The following is a 19,170-nucleotide window of genomic DNA, read 5'->3' as shown; positions in this document are numbered from 1 at the left end:
CGTCACCACGTGGGTAGTCGGGCTCGGGACGGCTGGTGGTGCCGACCCGCGCCGCGCTCGCCGATCCGCTGGAGTCCTGCACCCCGACCCAGGACGCGATCGTCGCCGTCGACTTCGCCGCCTGGGCGGACCGGTGTTACGTGGCTGCGACGCCACCCCGACCACCGGCCTGGACCTGCTGCACGAGGCGGGCTTCACCACCACCGGCACCGCCCACGACGGCCCCGGATTCATCTGCCGGATCGGATCGCCCGATTTCGCGTCCGGTGCCGAACACCCGACACCGGCCGACGAGGCGTGCCAGTTGACGCCACCGGCGTCGGCCTACTGGTCCTACTGGATCGCCCCGGCCGGGCAGGACCACTGGACCTACAGTCCACTCGGCGCGATGGCGCAGCGGCCGGGCCCGGGTGAGGTCGAGGCGTGGGTCTTCGGCGGCACCGACATCGGCGGCACCACCGGGGCACCGAGCTTCACCCCCGCGTCAGTGCGCGCGAGCGGCCCGACCCCGACCGCCACCCCGACTCCGACGGCGACCCCGACCCCGACCTCGACGCCCGTGCCGACGCGACCGGGGGAAGCGCAGGTCAAGGCGGTGGCGAGTTACCTGGTGGGGCAGCTCGCCGACGGCGACCACGTCGACAACGGTTTCGTCGACTACTACCGGACCATCGCCGTCGCCACCGCCCTGGCCGGCACCGGTGGGCAGGACCAGACGCTCACCAAGATCGTCGACTATCTGCGGGCGCACGTCGATGCCGCCATCTTCCCGAACGGTGGCACCGCCCCACCCCACACCGCCAACGTCGCCAGCCTCGCGCTCCTGCTGACCAGCACCAGCGGCGATCCGCGCGCGTTCGGCGACCGGGACCTGATCGCCACGCTCACCGACCGGGTCTGCACCGCGACCGACGCCGACGCCGGCTGCGCCGCCGCCGGTGACTTCGCCGGATCGAGCGATCCGCTGACCCACGCGACCGCCCTGCTCGCGCTCAAGCGCGCCGGCGTCACCCCGCCGGCCTCTACCGTCACCCGCCTGACCGAGCAGCAGTGCACGATCGGAGCCTTCGCTGGTGTCTGGCGCAGCCCCACCGAAGCCTGCGACCCCGACCTCGCAGCCACCACCCTCGCCGTCCTAGCGCTGCACACGCTCGGCGCGCACGACGCGGCGCTGAGTTCGGCCAAGGCGTTCCTGGCCACGGCGCAGGAGCCCGACGGCGGTTACCAGCCGTACACCGGGGCGGGACTGACCGACACCTACTCGACCGGGCACGCCGCGCAGGCCCTCGCCGTGCTGGGCGACGCCGACCGGGCGGCGGCAGCCACCGGCCTGCTGGTCAGCCGGATCGTCCCCGGCGGTGGGCTCAGCCCCGACCCGAGCAACCCGGACGCTGACCTGCCCGCCACCGCCGCTGCGGCGCTCGCGCTGGCCGGAAAGAACCTCGCCGACCTGGGTGAGACGCCGCCACCGGCCGGACCGCGACCCGATCTGGTCAAAGGCGTATCCTACCTCGTCGCGCCGACGAACCTGATCGACGGCAGGTACCACGAGTCGTTCCCCGGCTTCCCCGACTTCGGGTTGAGCATCGACGGTGCCTACGCCCTGGCCGCCACCGGCGGGGACGACGCCAAGCTGCGGGCGATCGTGGAGTTCCTGCGCGGCGGCGGCGCGGTCGGCGAGAACGGCTTCACCGTCGACAGGTGGCTGGGCGTCGGCACCGACTACGCCGTCGGCGGCGCGATCGGCAAGATGGCCCTACTGGCCCAGGTCACCGGCTACGACCCCCGCTCCTTCGGTGGACACGACCTGATCGCCGCCCTGAGCGACGTGACCTGCACCAAGACCGACGCGCTCACCGGCTGCGCCGGGGCCGGCAACTACCGGTACGCCACCTCGGTGTTCGGGCAGCCGCTCGGCATCATCGCGCAGCACCGCGCCGGCCAGGGCGAGGCCGCCACCAAGCCGGTCGAGTTCCTCAAGGGACTGCAACGCGCCGACGGGTCGTTCCCCAGCCTCATCCCGGCGGCGGATGCCGACAGGGACGTCGACAGCACGGCGATGGCCGCGATGGCCCTCGCCCTGGTGACCGACGACCCGTCGGCGGCCGGCGCGGTCGACAAGGCGCTGGCCTGGATCGCCTCGACCCAGAAGGGGCACGGCGGGTTCCCGGGCGCGGCCGGTGACTCCACCAACTCCACAGCGCTCGCGATCCAGGGCCTCACCCTGCACGGCACCACCTACGCGGGTCAGATCAACAAGGCCCTGGCCTTCCTTGCCAGTCAGCAGAACGACGACGGCGGTTTCAGCGTCGCCGCCGACGGGCAGGCCGGCTCTGACGTGCGCGCGTCCACACAGGTCGTGGGCGGTGCCACCGGCATCTCGTTCGCCACGCTGACCCGCGACGTGCACGGGCTGCCGGGCACGGATCCGACCCCGACGCCAACCCCGACCCCGTCTGCGACGCCGTCGTCGTCAGCGAGCCCGTCGTCGGCGTCCTCGTCGACAAGCGTGGTCCCGTCGTCGCCGGCCGCCGGAGGACAGCCGTCGGGCCACCTGCCCCGCACCGGCGCGTCCATCCTGACCATCGCCCTCCTGGCGCTCGTGCTCGTCGTCGCCGGCATCCTGCTGCGGATCTCCGCACGACGGCGCGCGGTGACCGGCGACGGCGGTGTCTCGTGAGGGCCCGCAGGTGGCTGCGGTCGGCCGCAGCCCTATCGATCGTCGCCATGGTGGCGGGGACACCCGCGACCGCGGTGGCCGCCCCGCTGCCGATCGGGCAGTGCACCACGTCGACCGGGGTAGTCCTCGCCGTCGACTTCAGCAAGTGGGGCGGGCCGCCACTGCGCTCCTGCGGCACCACCCCGACCACCGGTTACCAACTGCTCAACCAGGGTGGTTGGCGCACCACCGGAACACAGCACGACGGGCCCGCGTTCATCTGCCGGATCGGCTACGCCGGCCACCAGGGCGGCACCCAATACCCCACCCCCGCCGACGAGAGGTGCGCTCTCACCCCACCAGCCAGCGCCTACTGGTCGTACTGGCACGCCGACCCGGGGCAGAACACCTGGGTCTACAGCCAACTCGGCGCGATGAGCTACAAACCCAAGCCCGGCAGCGTCGACCTGTGGATCTTCGGAGCGACCGACATCGGCGGCACCCAGGGCCGGCCCACCTTCAGCCCGGACAGCGTCCGAGCCCGCAACAACACGCCGATCGGCGCCCCCACCACCGCGCCACCCCCGGCCGCGCCACCCACGGCCCCACCCGGTGGCGGCAACCCGCCCGGCGCCGGCAACCCGCCGGCACCGGGTGCCCCCGGAGCCGGCAATTCCCCACCCGGCCTCCCCGCGACGGGAGCGCCGACGTCGTTCCCGGTGGGCGGTGCGCCGACGCCGCTGGCCAGCCCGACGCCTTCAGCAGTGGGAGTGCCGTCCGGGCCGTCGAGCGCGACCCCCGACGGACCCCGGATCCTGGACGCGGCGCCCACCGCGACGGCTGCCCGTCAGGACACCGGCTCGGCGTTGCCGGCGCTGATCACCGTCGGCCTGCTCGCCGTCCTCGCCCTGGTCGGCGGTGTCGTCGGCTGGCGGCGACGCCGCACCTGACCCGATGCCCCCGATCCGCACCGGTCTCCCGCACCGCCTCGCGGTCGCCCGGCTGCCTCGCCCCCTGCACCCGGTGGCCTGGTGGCTGTGGGCGCTCGCCCTCGCGACCGCCGCGAGCCGCACCAGCAACCCATTGCTGCTGCTGCTCATCTTCACGGTGCTCGGGTTCGTCGTCACCGTCCGCCGCACCGACGCACCCTGGGCGCGGGCGTTCCGCTACTACCTCTACCTGGCCCTGATCATCATCGCGATCCGGGTGGTGTTCCGGACAGTCTTCGCCTCCGGAATGACCCCCGAGGACCACATCCTGTTCCGGCTCCCGCACCTGCCCACCCCCGACTGGTACGCGGGCATCCAGATCGGCGGTCCGGTCTCCCTGGAGGCGACCCTGTCCGCGGCTGTCGATGGGCTCCGCTTGGCCTGTCTGCTGTGCTGCATCGGCGCCGCCAACAGTTTGGCCAACCCCAAACGCGCGCTGCGGGTCCTTCCCGGTGCGCTCTACGAGTTGAGTGTCGCCGTCACCGTCTCGCTGAGCGTCGCACCGCAACTGGTGGAGAGCGTCCAACGCGTCGCCCGAGCCCGCCGTCTCCGCGCCGGACGGACCAAGGGTTCCGGCGCGCTGCGGGCCATCATGATGCCGGTCCTGCACGACGCCCTGGACCGGTCGCTGCGGCTGGCAGCCGCCATGGACGCGCGCGGCTACGGCCGCGTCGGCACCGCCACACCCTCCTCGCGACGGCTCACCGGAGTCCTCATGCTCACCGGCATGGCGGGCCTGTGCGTCGGCGCGTACGGACTGCTCGACCCAGGGGTTCCCCGCCCAGTCGGGCTCGGCGGTCTCGGCGGCGGCGTGCTGCTCTGCGTGGCCGGGCTCGCCCTTGGCGGGCGTCGCGTCTCCCGCAGCCGGTACCGGCCCGACCCGTGGCAGTGGCCGGAGTGGACGGTCGCTGGCTGCGGCGTCGTCACTGCTGTCGTGCTCAGTGCCGGCACCGGCTACGACCCCGCCGCGGTCAACCCGAGCCTCTATCCGCTGCACTGGCCCAGCCTGCCCGCCCTACCGGCCGCCGCGATCCTCGTCGCCGCCCTCGCCGCGATCGCCGCACCGACATCCCCGCGCCCCCACCGCCCGGAGCCCGAACCTGTGCGACGCCGCGCCGCCGACACCGCAGGAGCACCGTCATGATCCGCTTCGAGCGCGTCAGCATCACCTACGACGGGGCGTCCCGCCCCACACTGCGCGACGTCGACCTCGACATCGACGAGGGGGAGCTGTGCCTGGTCGTCGGACACACCGGCGCGGGAAAGTCGACACTGCTCGGCGCGATCAACGGCCTCGTACCGCACTTCACCGGCGGCACCCTGCAGGGCAGCGTCCGCGTCGCCGGCCGGGACACCGCCCACCACCCACCCCGCGAGTTCGCCGACCTGGTCGGCGTGGTCGGGCAGGACCCGGTCGCCGGGTTCGTCACCGACACCGTCGAGGAGGAACTGGCGTACGGGATGGAGCAGCTCGCCCTCGACCCGGCCGTCATGCGGACCCGGGTGGAGGAGACCCTCGACCTGCTCGGCCTCGCCGACCTGCGACACCGAGGCCTGCACGAACTCTCCGGCGGCCAGCAGCAACGCGTCGCGATCGGCGCGGCGCTCACCGCCCACCCACGGGTCCTGATCCTCGACGAACCGACGTCCGCGCTCGACCCGACCGGCGCGGACGACGTCCTCGCCACCATCACCCGACTGGTCCACGACCTCGGCGTCACCGTCGTGCTGGCCGAGCACCGCCTGGAACGCGTCCTGCCGTACGCCGACCGGCTCATCCACGTCGCCCGCGACGGCACCCTCCGCCACGGGCACCCGGCCACCCTCATCGCCGATGCCACCGTCGCGCCGCCTGTCGTCGACCTTGGGCGTCTGGCCGGTTGGTCACCATTGCCACTGTCGGTACGCGATGCCCGCCGGCAGGCGACGACCCTGCGAGGCCGATTGCCGGCTACGCCGCCGCAACCACACCGCCACTCCCACGCCGACGCGCAGAACGCGCTCACGGCAACCGGCGTGGTCGTTCGCCACGGACCGGTCGTCGCCGTTCGCGGGGTCGACCTCAGCCTGGTGAGCGGTGAGATCACCGCGTTGATGGGGCGCAACGGCTCCGGCAAGTCGTCGCTGCTCTGGGCCCTGCAAGGATCGGGTCGCCGCGACGGCGGCACCATCAGCGTGCCCGACCCGGCGCACGGCGACCTCGACCCAGGCCGGGTCAGCGCCAGCCGGGCCCGCCGACTCGTCGGCCTCGTCCCACAGACCGCCACCGACCTGCTCTACCTGGACACCGTCGACGCCGAACTCGACCAGGCCGACCGCGACGGCGCCGAACCGGGCACCGCCCGGCGTCTCCTCGACGCCATCGCCGCCGGCATCGACGGCGACAGCCACCCCCGGGACCTGTCCGCCGGGCAGCAACTCGCCCTGGTCCTGGCCATCCAACTCGCCGTCACCCCCGGCGTGCTACTCCTCGACGAACCCACCCGTGGCCTGGACTACCAGGCGAAAGCTGCGCTGACCCGTACCCTCGACGACCTCGCCGCGCAGGGACGGGCCGTCGTCGTGGCCACCCACGACGTCGAGTTCGCCACCACCACCGCCGACCGGGTCGTGGTCATGGCCGACGGCGAGATCATCGCCGACGGCCCCGTCCCGACCGTGCTCACCGCGTCGCCCACGTTCGCCCCGCAGGTCGCGAAGATCCTCGCGCCGCTGTCCTACCTGACGGTCGGACAGGTCGCCGCCGCCCTGGACAACCCGGAGGTACGCGCGTGAGCACGCTGACCGTCGCCGTTCGCGTGCCCGGCCGCGCGGTGCTCGCGATCACCATGGCGTCGTTCCTGGGCTTCGTTGCGTTCCTTTGGCCGTTCGTCGTCGCACCGGGCACCTTCGGCTCCACACAGACCCCGCCGCTGATGTTCGGGGTGCTGCTGCTCCTCGTCCTCGCCGTCATCTTCGCCGAGATCGCCGACGGCAGAATCGACGCGAAGGCCCTCGCCATGCTGGGCGTGCTCTCCGCGATCAACGCGGCCCTGCGACCGCTCGGTGCGGGCACGGCCGGCATCGAGACGGTCTTCTTCATCCTCGTGCTCGCCGGTCGGGTTTTCGGACCCGGCTTCGGCTTCGCGCTCGGCTGCACCTCGCTGTTCGCCTCCGCCCTGCTCACCGGGGGAGTCGGACCGTGGATGCCGTACCAGATGTTCGGCTGCGCCTGGGTCGGCATGTTCGCCGGCCTGCTGCCCAGGCTCCGGGGACGGGCGGAGATCGCCCTGCTTGCCGCCTACGCCGCCGTCAGCGGGTACTTCTTTGGGTTCATGCTGAACCTGTCGTTCTGGCCGTTCTCCCTCGACCCGACCAGCTCGATCGCCTACCAACCCGGCCTGCCAATGCTGGAACAACTCCACCGGTACCTGACCTTCTTCACTGTCACCTCGCTGGGCTGGGACACCGGACGAGCGGTCACCACCGCCGTTCTCGTCACCCTTGCCGGACCAGCCGTGCTCAGCGCGTTCCGCCGCGCGGCCCGCCGGGCGCACTTCCAAGCGGCACCGATGTTCACCGCCGCCGCCGTGTCGACCTCGGCCCACTTTGAACCAGCCGCCGCTGGTCATGAATCTCAGACTTGATTGACGACATCGCGACGACAAACGGAAGAAGGTGGCCCCTGACCTGGCTCGATCTGGAGGTGGGCAACACCCCAACCTTGGTCGGCATTCGAAGGTAGACCAGGATCCCGACAGCGTCTGAAGCAGGCGATGATCGCCTGCGCCGTGTCGCGGCGCAACAGCCGCAACGGCCGGCACGCCGGTGAGCACCTCATCGCCGCCGCCCGTGCCTTCTACCGACGTGCCATCGCCGACGGGCTGATCGACGCCGCCGCCAGCCCCGCGCACCGCGTCGCGGAACCCCGACGCTTACCCGGCACCCGCCGAGCGTTGACCGCACACGAGTTGGAGGAGATCAACGCGATGGCGCGCACCAGCGGGAACGACGTCATCCTCGACGCGCTGCTCCTGCGCCTGCACACCGAGACCGCGTGCCGCCGCAGCGGCGCCCTGGCCCTACGGCTGGTCGACCTCGATACCACCAACGGACTCGTCCGCCTCACCGAGAAAGGATCCACTGTCCGCTGGCAGCCCATCACCCTCGATCTCGCCGGACACCTACGAGAGCACACCGACGCTCGCGGTGCTGTACTGCCGACCGATCCGCTCCTGCGTGCGATCGCCCGCCTACCCGACGGATCCTGGCTATCCAGGATCGGCGCCCTCACCGGCCGCGTCCTACGCGCCCGCACCCCCGACGGCATCGACCAGGAAATCCACGCCCTGCTCATCGTCTACCAACTGCTACGCACCGCCTCGACCGACGCCACTGACAGCCAACCCGGCCTCGAGCCCGACCGAGCCAGCTTCACCACCGCCCTGGTACACCGCCCGAGACCAAGTCGTGCACGCCGCAGGAATCATCGCCGACACCGTCGTCGACCTGGTCGGCGTCATCGGCGAGGACGGGCGGGACTGGCGCATCGGCACCGCCGCCGACGTGAGCTGGATCGCCGGGCACACCACTGACGGCGTCTCGATCACCACCGCCATCCCACTGGTCTTCGACGCCTACGCCACCACGCACCAGACCGACGACGTCACCGCCGCCGCCTACGAGCAGGTCCTGATCGAGGGCCTCACCACGCACACCGCCGACCCGCTTCCCGTTCGGGCTGCGACCACGACCACAGGACAGGCTGCCGCCGATCCCCTGCGTGCCCGGCCGCCGTGGTGGCTCTCCTGGGTAGGGTGGTGGACTGACCGCGTCCGGTGAAAGGTGGATGATGACGGCGCAGCCATCTCGACCGACGTTCGGGCTGGACGACTTCGGGCTGGACGACCGGATGCGGCTGTTCGGTTACGTGACGGCGGAGAACCGGTTCGCCTACCTGTGGCTGCTGCGGGCGTTCGACTCGGCACGGTCCAGCTACCACGTGGTGCTGCACACCTCTGACGTGGCCGCCGCGCTGGCGGCGTTGCACGAGGTGGACGCCGACTGCCCGGATCCGGCCGGGTTGGAGTTGCCGCGGCTGCTCGATGCCCTGGTGGAGTGGGGGGTGCTCGACCGGGGGCAGGACGGTTCACGGGCCACGACGCTGGCGGAGTACCGCAACCGGCACTCGGTGTACCAGTTCACCGAGGCCGGCTACCGGGCACACCGGGCGGTGGAGGCGGTGTTGTCGGCGAGCATGGACGACGCGACGTTGTCCCGGCTTGTCTTTGCCGACCTGCTGGCGGACCTCAACGCGCTCGCCGCAGCTAACGAGGCGGGGGACGCGGAGGAGGTCTACCGCAAGTTCAACCGGCTGGACCGGGCGTTGGCCGACATCGCCGAACGGGCTGCCCGCTTCTACCACATGCTAGGCGATCTGGGACGGACCAACGACGTACGGCCGGAGGTGTTCCTTGCCCACAAGGACGCCCTGCTGGCTCACCTACGCGACTTCCACGACGAACTGCAGCGGTACACGCCCCGGCTGCGCGCGGCGGTGTACGAGGTCGAGGCGACCGGGCTGGACCGGCTGATCGAGGCCGCGGCCGAGGCCGACGAGCGGCTGTTCCACACCCCGGTGCAGCGGCTGGAGGATTGGCGGCGGCGCTGGGCGGGGCTGCGGTCATGGTTGGCGCCGCCGGGCCCGGAGCAGCCCAGCGAGGCGGACCGGTTGTCGGACGCCACCATCGCCGCTATCGGTGACGTCCTGGCTCTGCTGCGTCGGGTCACCGAGGCGCGACGTGGCGGGGTGAGCCGGGAGTCGCAGCTGCGGCACCTGGCCGCGTGGTTCACCCACACCGGCACCCAGGAGGCTGCGCACGCCCTGTTCGACGTCGTGTTCGGCCTGGGTGCGCCGCGCCACGCTGGGGTGGCGCACCCGGATCCGGAGGCGATCGCGAGCCGGTTGTCGTGGTGGGAGGCGCCGGCGGTGGAGCTGTCCCGCACCCTGGTGACCACCGGCCGGGCACCGGGGCAGGGCCGGGGCCGGCCGGCCCGGCTGGACCGGGTCGACGAGCGCCGGCACCGGTTGCGCGGCGACCAGCTCGCCCGGGAGCGCCGGTGGGCCGACGCGGCGACGGCGCTGGCCGCCGAGGGCGTGAACGATCACCGGTTGGACGGGGCGCAGACCCAGGTCCTGCTGCGCCTGCTCGACATCGCCCTAGCCACCCGGGTGGGCGGCCGGGCCGGGGTGCCGCTGGCGGCCGCAGCGCACGGCGTGCGGCTGGCCCTCACCCCGACGCCGGGCCGGTTCAGCACGGTGCGCACCGCCGAAGGCCGACTGCATCTGGACGGGTACGCGTTGACGGTCACCGCCGCGCAGCACACCGCGGTCCGCCGTCCCGAGTTGGTGCCGGCGTGACCGCGGAATCCCACGCTCCCCGGCCGGCGGTCCACCGGTTCGCCGTCGACGTCCCGGAGTTGGAGTTGGCCGACTACCAGCGGGCGGTGCGGCTGGTCCTGCGCCACCCGCTGATCACGGCGACGTGGCCGGACGAGCGGGCGCTGCCCCGGGTACGGCGGTTCTCCGCCACGCTGCGCCGCGATCTCGCTGAGGCGTTCGGGTACCGCCTGGAGTTGCACGGTGCCACAGCCCGGCTGGTACGGGCGAAGGACCGGCTCGACGGCACCCAACCGGCGGTGTCACGCACCGGACGGCCGTTCGACCGGCAGCGCTACGCGTACCTGTCGTTGTGCCTGGCGGTGCTGGGCCGCGCCGGGATCCAGATCACCCTCAGCGAGTTGGCCGACTCGGTGGCCGGCGACGCGAACCGGATCACCGGCCTGGGGCTGGATCCGGACCACGGCCCGGACCGGCGGGCGTTCGTGGACGCGGTCGGCTGGCTGGAGGAGCGGGGTGTGCTGCGGCTGGCCGACGGCTCCAGCGCCGCCTGGGCCAGTGACCCGGGGGCCGGGGAAGCACTGTACGACGTGGCGCGGGACGTGGTGTTCGCGCTGTTCCGCCCGACCCGGGTGCTGCAGCACATCGATTCGGTGTCGGTGCTGCTGGACCGGGCGATGAGCAGCAGCGGCAACGCCGAGCGCCGGCAGGCGGCCCAGGCGGCCCGGCGGGCGGTGGTGGAGTCACCGGCCGTCTACCACGCCGACGTCGAGCCGGCGGTTGCCAACCATCTGCGCGGCTCCGCGCTCGCCGCCGACCTGGCCCGGCTGACCGGGCTGCGGGTGGAACGGCGGGCCGAGGGCGTGCTGCTGGTGGACACCGCCGGGTTCACCACGGAGCGGTTCCCGGGCACCGGCTCGGTGGCGCAGGCCGCGGTGCTGCTGGCGGTGGAGATGGCCGTCCGGGTCGCGGATCCCGACGGCCGCCGGGTCAAACGGCTATCCCCGCCCGACGGGCACGCCCGGCAGCAGGCGCTGGCGAGCCACATCGACACAGGCCTGCCCACGGCCACCCTGGTACGCCTCGACGACGCTGGTCCGGACGAGCCGTGGACCGCCGAGGACCGGGGTGACCACGACGAGGCCGACGGCGCTGGCCGGTTGCCGTTCATCACCGACAGCTTCCTGCGTACCGCCGTCGGGGAGATCCTCCAGCGGTACGGGACCGCGTTCGGGGCGAAGTGGCACGCCGACCCGGACCGGCTACGCGTCGAGGCGGTCGCGCTGCTGGAACGGTTCGGCGCGGTCACCGCCGTGCCGGGCGGGGTGCTCGTCCGGCCGCTGGTGGGTCGGTACCGCCACACCGTCGCCACGGTCAAGCCCCGCGCCACCACCGAAACCCTGTTCTGAGGAAGTCGATCGTGATCGAGCAACGCGCCGTCCGCCGGTTCGCCCCCACCCGGGTCGGGATCATCAACCTGTGGGACTACCGTGACGAGGAGTTCAGCTTCGTCGACGGGTGGCTGGTGCTGCGCGGGCCCAACGGATCCGGCAAGACCAAGGCGCTGGAGGTGCTGTTCCCGTTCGTCCTCGACGGGCGGATCGAACCGCGCCGGCTCAACCCGTTCGCCAGCGAGGACCGGACGATGAAGTCGAACCTGCTCTACCGGGGGCAGGAGGTCAGCCACGCGTACGTGTGGATGGAGTTCGGCGATGGCGACCGGTACGTGACCGTCGGCATCGGGTTGCGGGCACACCGGCACGTCGACCGGGTCACCCGCTGGCACTTCGTGGTCGACGGCCGGGTCGGGGTGGACTTCTCCCTGCTGGACGCCGACGACCGGCCACTGACCCGCCGCGATCTGATCGACCGGCTGGGCGCCGAGGCGGTGCGGGACTCGGCCGAGGACTACCGGCAGCTCGTTGACGCCCGGCTGTTCGGCCTCGGCCCGGCCCGCTACGAGCAACTGCTGGACCTGGTGCTGACCCTGCGCAAGCCGCAACTGGCCAAGGACCTCAACCCGGTCGAGTTGTCCCGCACGCTGCAACGGGGGCTGCGCCCGGTCGAGGACCATCTGCTGGTGGAGTCCGCTCGCTCGTTCGACGATATGGAGGCGGTCGCCCGTACCCTCGAAGGGCTGGTGGCGGCAGACGGCGCCACCGCCGCGTTCCTGACGGTGTACTCGACCTACCTCCGGACCCACGCGCGGGCCGCTGCCGACGCCCTGACCGCCCGCCGTGACGCGGTCACCAGCCGGTCGACCGCACTCGGCGACGCCCGACACGCGGCCGGCGCGGCGGCCGAGGCGGAGTCCGCGGCGTGTCAGCGGCTACGGGCTGTCGAGAGCGAGCCCGGACGGCTTCGCGCCCACCTGGACAGTCTGAAGGCCTCGGCGGCATACCAGTCCCACGAGCAGCTCGCCGACCTGCAGCGGCACGTGCACGACCTGGCCGAGGCGACCGGGCGGGCCGACGAGGCCGTCGTCGCCGAGGAGAGCGCGGTGGCGCGACGGCGTACCGAATCAGAACGGGCGACGGTCGCGGCTCGGGACACGCGGACGGCGGCCGACCGGCTCGCCGACGATCTCCTGCTCGACGCCGAGGTAGCCGGGATCACCTGGAGCGCCGACGACTCCGCCCTCGACGACCTGGCGGCCCGGATCACCGCGCGGGCCGCCGGCCGCCGTGACGACGTGCGCGCCGTCCGCGCGCAGGTGGCGCGGTATGACCAGGCCGACCGGGACCACGCCCGGGCCGCCGCCGACGCGGCCGGCGCCACCGCCGCCGTCGCCGTCGCCGAGCAGGCCGAGCGGCGCGCCGAGGATGCCGTCGCGCAGGCCCGCGCCCGGCTGCGCGCCCAGCTCGCGCAGTGGGCGCAGGGCAACGCCGGGTTGCTGGCCGACATCGCGCGCCCGGACCTGGCTGCCGGGCTGATTGCCGCCGTGGACACCGCCGGCGAGCCGGGCGCGCGGACCCTGCGCGAGGTGTACGCCGAGGACACGGCCACCGCAGTGGCCCAACGGCGGGACCGGCTCGCGGCGCTGGCGGCGCAGCGGGCGGCGCTGGCCGACCGGCGGGCCGAGGTGGCCGCCGAACGGGACCGGATCGCCGCCGAGCACGACGACGCCCCACCCGCCCCGGTGACCCGGCCCGCGCCACGCGCCGGCCGACCCGGCGCGCCGCTGTGGCGACTGGTCCGTTTCACCGACGGGGTAACCGGCGCGGACGCGGCGGCCGTCGAGGCGGCCCTGCACGCGGCCGGGCTGCTGGACGCCTGGCTGCACCCTGACCCCGGGACCGCGACGACCGCGCTGGCCGGCGACGACCTCGACGGCTATCTGCTGCCGCTGCCGCCGCACCGGCGGCCGGCCGGGGCCACCCTCGCCGACGTGCTGGCTCCCGAGGAACAGGACGACGTGCCCGCCGCGCGGATCACCGAGGTGCTCACCTCGGTGGCGCTGGCCGACGTGACCACGCCCGACGCCTCGCCGGTCACCATCGGCGTGAACGGCCGGTACGCCCAGGGCGTCGCCGCCGGCCGGTTCGCCAAGGTCTCCTGCGAGTACATCGGCGCGACCGCCCGGGCCACCCGCCGCGCCGCCCGGGTCACCGAGTGCGACCGGCTGCTGGCCGTCATCAACGCCGACCTCGACGCGGTGGACCGCGACCGCGCGTCCGTCGAGGCGCTGCTGGCGGCGGTGAACGCGGCCGCCGCGCACCTGCCGGCGCCCGCGCCGGTCCACACCGCGCTGCGCGAACTGGACCGGGCCGCCGCGACGCTGCGCGCCCGGCAGGAGGCCAGCGCGGCCGCGGCCGCCCGCCTCGACCAGTCCCTGGCCGAACGGGCCGCCGCCGCGGCCGCGCTGCGCCGCAGCGCGGCCGAGCGGTCGCTGCCGGTCGACCGGCTCGACGACACCGCCGAAGCGGTGAGCCGCTTCGAGAAACGAGGGGTACGCCTGGAGGGCGCGCGAACCGCCGCCGTGCGTGCCGCAGAGCAGGAGGACCAGGCCCGGCAGCGCCACGACGAGGCAGTCGACCGGTTCACCGCCGCGGCAGAGACCGCACGCACCGCCCGCGGGCGGCACCAGGAGAAGGCGGAGGCGTACCGGACGTTGCGCGACAGCGTGGGCGCCGACGCGGAACGGGTGCTGGCCGATGTGGCCCGGACGGCCGACGCGATCATCGAGGCGGAGCAGGCCGTCGAGCAGGCCCGCAACCAACTCGGCGCCGCCCGGGAGCGGCGGGTCGCCGCGCTGACCCGGGTGGAGCTGGGCGAGCAGGCCCTGGTTGCTGCCGTCGCCGAGGCGCAGCACGACGCCCAGCGGTTGCGCCCGTACGCCCAGCCGGACCTACTGGTTTTGTTGCGCTGCCCCGCCGACCTGCGCTGGCCGGCGCTGACCCCGGACGACGAACTGCATCCGCAGGTGGCAGCCCTGCACGAGGCGATCCTCACCGCCACGCGGGAGCTGAGCCCCACCGAGACGTCGCTGAAGCAGAGCGCCACCCGGCTCACCACAGCGCTGACCGAGCTGCAGGCGCAACTTCCCGCCGCCGGCCTCGACCACCGGCCCGAGTGGGACACCGACGACGGGGTGATCGTGGTCCGGGTCGCCGACGAGCAGGGCCTCACCCCCGTCGCCCACTTCGCCGACCGGATCGCCCGTGAACGTCGTGACCAGGAGCAGCTGCTGACCGACTCCGAGCAGCGGGTGCTGGAGGACGCCCTGCTCGGGCAACTCGCCCGACAGATCCACCACCGGACTATCGAGGCCCGCGACCTGGTGGCGGCGATGGACAGCCAGATGCGCGCCCGGCGGATGTCCTCCGGGCTCACCGTCGGTGTGGGCTGGCGGCTCGCCGACGACCTCGACGCCGAGCAACGCGACGTCTGCAAGCTCCTCGAACGCGACCCGGCCCGGCTCGGGCCGGCCCAGCTCACCACCATGCGCCGGCACTTCGCCGCCCGGATCAAGACGGCGCGGGCCGCCGCGCCCGAACGGCCCTACCGGGAACTGCTCGGCGACGTCCTCGACTACCGGCAGTGGCGGACGTTCGCGTTCACCCTCCACCGCCCCGGCAGCGGCACGGAGGCGCTGACCCGGGCCCGACACAGCCAGCTCTCCGGCGGCGAACAGTCGGTCTCCCTACACCTGCCGCTGTTCGCCGCCGCCAACGCGCTCTTCGGCTCGGCCCGACCCGACGCACCCCGGCTGCTCGGCCTCGACGAGGCGTTCGCCGGCGTGGACGACACCGGTCGGGGTGAGCTCATGGCCTTGGCGAAACAGTTCGACCTGGACCTGTTCATGACCGGCTACGACCTCTGGGCCACCCACCCGGCGGTCAGCGGCGCTGCACACTACGACCTGTCGCACTCCGCCGTGGAACACGCCGTATCGACCGTGCTGCTGGTCTGGGACGGCTCGACCAACATCGCCGACTTCGACGGAACCCTGGCCCGTGCGCTCGGCTCCCCGCAGACCCGCCGCGCCCCCGGTAGCCCGGACGAAACCGACCAGACCGGCCTCTTGCTCGACCTCGCAGACGAATGACCGACGGTCACGGCGAACCGCCGTCGGACCCCTCGGCTGCGCACCCGTCGCTCGTGCCGCCCGGCCGGTACCGGCCGGGCGGCACGACCGATCTCGTCGAGCAGGCCGGCTGGCGGCGGCTGCTGGCGGCCGCCCGGCGCAGCATCGAACGCACCGGTGGCCGGCTCGACACCACTGTGACGCTCTCCACCCCCACCGACGACGAACGCCTCGTGATCATCGGCATCACCGGCACCCATCGCTCCGCCGCGGCGGCCCGCCTCAGCATCCGACTTGGTGAGGTGGACGAGCACCTGCGCGCCGCACACGGAGTCGGCCTGATCGAGGTGCTCACCGCGACGGCCCCGCTGCGCAACCGACCGTCCGACCGCGCACGCGAGTCGGTGGCCCGCGATGCCGTCCTCGCCACGGCCCACGACGGCCGACACGCCGGCACCGCCTGGTACGCCGAATGGCTCGACGGCCTGCGCCGCGACGGCACCCTTACCCGCATCATCCGCACCGGACTGCCGTTCGAGCACGTGATCCGCGTCCTGGACGCGCTCCCCGCGGCCGACGAGCCGATACCGGTCTTCGCCGATCGGGTGCTGGAGGACACGAAGGCCCTCACCGACGGGCCGCTGCGCGGGCTCGTCCTCCGTGCCGTCGCCACCTGGCAGCAGACGGCGCTCCCGGTCGACGGCGAGCGGGAACGAGCGTTGTGGGAATCGATCGGTCTGGTCCCGGACGACCTCGCCAGCCAGGTGCTGGTGCTCAACGCGCCGGCCTCCGGCGGGCTGGTCGGAAGGTGGCTGACGGAAGCCGCGCAGGCAGGTGTGCCGATGCGGGTCACCCTACACCAACTGCGCCTGGCACCGCTCACACTGAACTGCGACGAGGTATACGTCTGCGAGAACCCCGCCGTGCTGCGCGCCGCCACCACCACGCTCGGTGCCCAGGCCCCACCGCTGATCTGCACCGAAGGAGTGCCTTCGGTCGCCGTCCACACACTGCTGGGCGCCGCTCACGGAGCGGTGATCCGGTGGCGCAACGACTTCGACTGGACCGGCGTACGACTGACCGCGGCGGCTCTCCAGCGCTATCCGGGCGCGGTGCCGTGGCGGATGACCGCCGCTGACTACCTGCCGAGGGCGGGCACCGGCACGGCACTGATCGGTTCGCCCACCCGGACGCCGTGGGACGAGTCGCTGGGCGAGTCGATGCGGCGGACCGGCCGCGCGGTGATGGAGGAGCGGCTGCTCGACCTGCTGATCGCCGACCTGCGCGTGACCGGAGCCGGGTAACGGCTGGCAGGAGTTGACCAACCTGCTGGATGCCGTAGGTCGAACGCCGCAGGCCCGCGTTTCGAACAGGGGTATCGCCGCAGATCGAACGTGCGCTGGTTGGGTTGACCGGTCCTCGACGAGGTACGACTCCGTCAGGCACTCCGACCGGAAGTCCGGCGGGCGACCAACATCAACCGGCGCAGGACATCACCCCAGCCGCCAGCGGACTACCGGCCATATGGTGACCGGAAGCCTTGTGTCATCGCCGAAACCCTCGCCGCGCTGCACGGCCGCACCAAGGGCATGGTGACGCTTCCGCGCCATCTCGACTGGTTCGGGCACCCCGAGTACGACCTGAACCGGCCCGCACGCCTGGCCAGCATGTACAAGGTGGTCCTGACCGAAGCCGCCACGGTCGAGGATCTGAACACCTGGCTCGATGCTGACCTCCTCCGGCGGCTCTGGCCAAGTCTCTGCCTGCCGCCCCAGGTCCGTCAGCGCTGGGAGGAAGCCTTCCCCGAACTCGCCCCGACCCACAACAACGCGACGTAGCGGTGGCCCCCTTCCACGAACGCCTCGCCCGTACCGGGCTCGGGACGGCCGATAGATACGGCTTCGCGCTGGCCGGCGGTTACGCGGTTCAGGCCGCCGCACCGGCATCGCCTGGCGCTACCTGCCCCGCGACTTCCCGCCCCACGCGACGGTCTACGGCTACTTCGCCGCCTGGAGCAAGGAAGGCATCTTCACCGAACTCAACTACCAGATCACCGGCCTCGTCCGCGACCACCACGGCCGCACCATCGAACCCACAGCTTTCATCATGGACAGCCAAAGCGTGAAGACCTCCACCAACGTCCCACTGTCCACACAGGGCACCGACGCCGGCAAGAAGATCGTCGGCCGCAAACGCGGCATCATCACCGACACCCGCTCAGGTCAAACCCGGACTCCAGCCATGATCACGAACGGCGGCTGCTGTACGAGGTTCGTGGTGAGGATGCTCCGATGACGACTGCGCAGGCAAGCGCCACCAGCGTTACGAAAAGCAGCAGGACAGGATATCCGGCCAGTCCGGTGAGCGACGCGAGGAGAACCGGCAGCCCGAAGCCGAGGTACGTAAGTGACCAATAGAGCCCGGTTAGCCCGGCCAAGGAATCCGGCGTGGACATTGCCTGCACCTCTGCCAGTCCGGAAACGATGCATATGCCGTAGGCGACTCCGAAGAGCAGCGCGGCGGCAACGGCGAGGAGCGAGGACAGCACCACGGCGTTGATGGCGAGCAGAGCAGTGGCCAGCGCGAAAAGCAGCAGGCCTACGACGCCCGGGCGGCCGCGGGTGAGTCGAGCCAGGCGGGGTGCGTATGGCTGGACTGATGCGCCGGTCACCAGGGTCAGTACGGCCACCAGGGTGGCAAAGGCAATCCGAAGGTCGCCGGTTTGCCCGGCGACCAAGGCCGGCCCTACCACGAAGGCAAGGGCGGGCGCACCGAACACCCACGGCGCCATCGGCAGCACTACCTCGACGAATCGTCGCCAGGCGCCGGGCGGCAGGTGAAGGTTCAGTCGCAGCGTTGGTCGGCCACCGGGGCCCCGCCGGCGTGTCTCAGGGGTGCGGAGCAGGGGGATCACCGTGAGTGCGGACAGCCCGATGTGAACCACGTACGGAAGAGCCGTCGGCGCCGGGCCCCATTGTGCAAGCAGCCCGGAGACGCCGGCGCCGAGCGCGAAGCCAGCTGTAAGCGTGAGTGAGGCGCGCCGGGCGCGGGCTGGCGGTTCGGCGTCGTGCTCGGACAACTCCTTGATCCAACTCGTCCCGGCCACCATCGCTGCCGCGACGCTGACGCCGCAGACCAGCCGGCCGGCGCACATGCCTGCGACGCTCGTATGGAAGATGGCGAGGATCACGCTACCGGTCATCCCGAGTGCGAGCGCCGCCGTGACGGTGGCGCGTCGGCCGTAGCGATCGGCGAGCGGCCCGGCGATCAGAAATCCGGGAATCAGTCCGAGGACGTAGAAGGCGAAGAAGAGATTGACCTCCAGCGAGCTGTAGCCATCGATTCTCCGGTAGAGCAGCAACATCGGTGAATAATGGTTGCCACCCCACGCCGCAGCTAGCACGGCCGGCGCTGCGGTGCGCCATATACCGTTGGGGACGGGATCTGCAGCTACCTTAGAGCGCGTTTGTTTTGTGGGTGGGTCGGGCGTGTCGCACAGTGGGTCCGATCGATGAGCCTGACTCATTCGATGGACAGGCATGGATCGAGTGCGGCGGTACCCGTCTGACCTGACCAACGCCGAGTGGGAGATCATCGAGCCGATGCTGCCGTCTCC

At 72.5% G+C, this 19,170-nt stretch carries 12 protein-coding genes and 2 pseudogenes; 13 read left to right on the top strand and 1 reads right to left on the bottom strand.

All coding sequences use genetic code 11. The annotated features are described in order from the left end of the window. Window positions 1-133 precede the first annotated feature (133 nt). The 13 genes and pseudogenes from ACGFH9_RS28520 to ACGFH9_RS28460 all read left to right on the top strand — a co-directional run. Window positions 134-2,680: a prenyltransferase/squalene oxidase repeat-containing protein gene (locus ACGFH9_RS28520; RefSeq protein ID WP_393225215.1), complete on the top strand. Its 2,547-nt coding sequence runs from the start codon at window positions 134-136 to the stop codon at window positions 2,678-2,680. After that, window positions 2,677-3,609: an LPXTG cell wall anchor domain-containing protein gene (locus ACGFH9_RS28515; RefSeq protein WP_393225212.1), complete on the top strand. Its 933-nt coding sequence runs from the start codon at window positions 2,677-2,679 to the stop codon at window positions 3,607-3,609. The genes ACGFH9_RS28520 and ACGFH9_RS28515 overlap by 4 nt, the downstream gene beginning before the upstream one ends. A 4-nt stretch (window positions 3,610-3,613) precedes the next feature. Beyond that, window positions 3,614-4,792 (top strand): CbiQ family ECF transporter T component, encoded by a 1,179-nt coding sequence (locus ACGFH9_RS28510; RefSeq protein WP_393225209.1) that lies wholly within the window; start codon window positions 3,614-3,616, stop codon window positions 4,790-4,792. Then, window positions 4,789-6,423 (top strand): ABC transporter ATP-binding protein, encoded by a 1,635-nt coding sequence (locus ACGFH9_RS28505; RefSeq protein ID WP_393225206.1) that lies wholly within the window; start codon window positions 4,789-4,791, stop codon window positions 6,421-6,423. The genes ACGFH9_RS28510 and ACGFH9_RS28505 overlap by 4 nt, the downstream gene beginning before the upstream one ends. Continuing rightward, on the top strand, window positions 6,420-7,274 hold the full coding sequence (locus tag ACGFH9_RS28500) for an ECF transporter S component (protein WP_393225203.1): 855 nt from the start codon (window positions 6,420-6,422) through the stop codon (window positions 7,272-7,274). The genes ACGFH9_RS28505 and ACGFH9_RS28500 overlap by 4 nt, the downstream gene beginning before the upstream one ends. A 129-nt stretch (window positions 7,275-7,403) precedes the next feature. Further along, window positions 7,404-8,222, top strand: a complete 819-nt coding sequence (locus ACGFH9_RS28495) for a tyrosine-type recombinase/integrase (RefSeq protein ID WP_393225201.1) — start codon at window positions 7,404-7,406, stop codon at window positions 8,220-8,222. Next, complete coding sequence (locus ACGFH9_RS28490) at window positions 8,194-8,469, top strand: hypothetical protein (protein WP_393225199.1); 276 nt, start codon at window positions 8,194-8,196, stop codon at window positions 8,467-8,469. The genes ACGFH9_RS28495 and ACGFH9_RS28490 overlap by 29 nt, the downstream gene beginning before the upstream one ends. Before the next feature lie 10 nt (window positions 8,470-8,479). Then, window positions 8,480-10,048, top strand: coding sequence for a TIGR02677 family protein (locus ACGFH9_RS28485; protein WP_393225196.1), 1,569 nt, complete (start codon window positions 8,480-8,482; stop codon window positions 10,046-10,048). Beyond that, window positions 10,045-11,436, top strand: a complete 1,392-nt coding sequence (locus tag ACGFH9_RS28480; RefSeq protein WP_393225194.1) for a TIGR02678 family protein — start codon at window positions 10,045-10,047, stop codon at window positions 11,434-11,436. Before ACGFH9_RS28485 ends, ACGFH9_RS28480 begins: the two co-directional genes overlap by 4 nt. An 11-nt stretch (window positions 11,437-11,447) precedes the next feature. Further along, on the top strand, window positions 11,448-15,575 hold the full coding sequence (locus ACGFH9_RS28475; RefSeq protein WP_393225191.1) for a TIGR02680 family protein: 4,128 nt from the start codon (window positions 11,448-11,450) through the stop codon (window positions 15,573-15,575). Window positions 15,576-15,628: 53 nt separating this feature from the next. Next, on the top strand, window positions 15,629-16,858 hold the full coding sequence (locus ACGFH9_RS28470) for a TIGR02679 family protein (RefSeq protein ID WP_393225189.1): 1,230 nt from the start codon (window positions 15,629-15,631) through the stop codon (window positions 16,856-16,858). A gap of 129 nt (window positions 16,859-16,987) precedes the next feature. Continuing rightward, a pseudogene (locus tag ACGFH9_RS28465) lies at window positions 16,988-17,392 on the top strand (hypothetical protein); the annotation flags it as partial. A gap of 97 nt (window positions 17,393-17,489) precedes the next feature. Then, window positions 17,490-17,768, top strand: a pseudogene (locus ACGFH9_RS28460) (transposase); the annotation flags it as partial. Between the two features lie 31 nt (window positions 17,769-17,799). Here the strand turns inward: ACGFH9_RS28460 and ACGFH9_RS28455 are convergent. Continuing rightward, window positions 17,800-19,080 (bottom strand): MFS transporter, encoded by a 1,281-nt coding sequence (locus tag ACGFH9_RS28455; RefSeq protein WP_393225297.1) that lies wholly within the window; start codon window positions 19,078-19,080, stop codon window positions 17,800-17,802. Between the last annotated feature and the right edge of the window lie 90 nt (window positions 19,081-19,170).

It is taken from the genome of Micromonospora sp. NPDC049102, from assembly GCF_043197485.1.
Classification (GTDB): Bacteria; Actinomycetota; Actinomycetes; order Mycobacteriales; family Micromonosporaceae; genus Micromonospora.
The sequence above is the reverse complement of the archived record's forward strand: the minus strand, read 5'-3'. Positions and strand labels throughout refer to the sequence as shown.